Origin of the sequence: Pseudomonas sp. PDM24, from assembly GCF_019218905.1 — a bacterium.
In the GTDB taxonomy this organism is placed as follows: domain Bacteria; phylum Pseudomonadota; class Gammaproteobacteria; order Pseudomonadales; family Pseudomonadaceae; genus Aquipseudomonas.
On sequence record NZ_JAHUWR010000022.1, the window covers coordinates 1 to 533 of the forward strand.

2 tRNA genes and 1 rRNA gene are annotated in these 533 nt (G+C 48.4%); all 3 read left to right on the top strand.

Features of this window, described 5'->3' with window-relative positions:
* A 16S ribosomal RNA gene (locus tag KW837_RS28570) occupies window positions 1–62 on the top strand; the annotation flags it as partial.
* An 82-nt stretch (window positions 63–144) separates the two neighbouring features.
* Window positions 145–221 (top strand) — tRNA-Ile (locus KW837_RS28575).
* A 30-nt stretch (window positions 222–251) separates the two neighbouring features.
* Window positions 252–327, top strand: a tRNA-Ala gene (locus tag KW837_RS28580).
* The last annotated feature ends 206 nt before the right edge of the window (window positions 328–533 follow it).

A 533-nucleotide genomic window follows, 5' to 3' on the forward strand; every position in this document is an offset into this window, starting at 1 on the left:
TGACTGGGGTGAAGTCGTAACAAGGTAGCCGTAGGGGAACCTGCGGCTGGATCACCTCCTTAATCGACGACATCAGCTGCTCCATAAGTTCCCACACGAATTGCTTGATTCATTGAAGAAGACGATAAGAAGCAGCCCGAAATTGGGTCTGTAGCTCAGTTGGTTAGAGCGCACCCCTGATAAGGGTGAGGTCGGCAGTTCGAATCTGCCCAGACCCACCAATTTTGTGTGGGAAACGCCTGTAGAAATACGGGGCCATAGCTCAGCTGGGAGAGCGCCTGCCTTGCACGCAGGAGGTCAACGGTTCGATCCCGTTTGGCTCCACCACTACTGCTTCTGTTTGTTGAAAGCTTAGAAATGAGCATTCCATCGTGACGATGGTGAATGTTGATTTCTAGTCTTTGGCTAGATCGTTCTTTAAAAATTTGGGTATGTGATAGAAAGATAGACTGATGGCCACTTTCACTGGTGGTGATCAGGCTAAGGTAAAATTTGTGAGTTTAATCGCGAATTTTCGGCGAATGTCGTCTTCA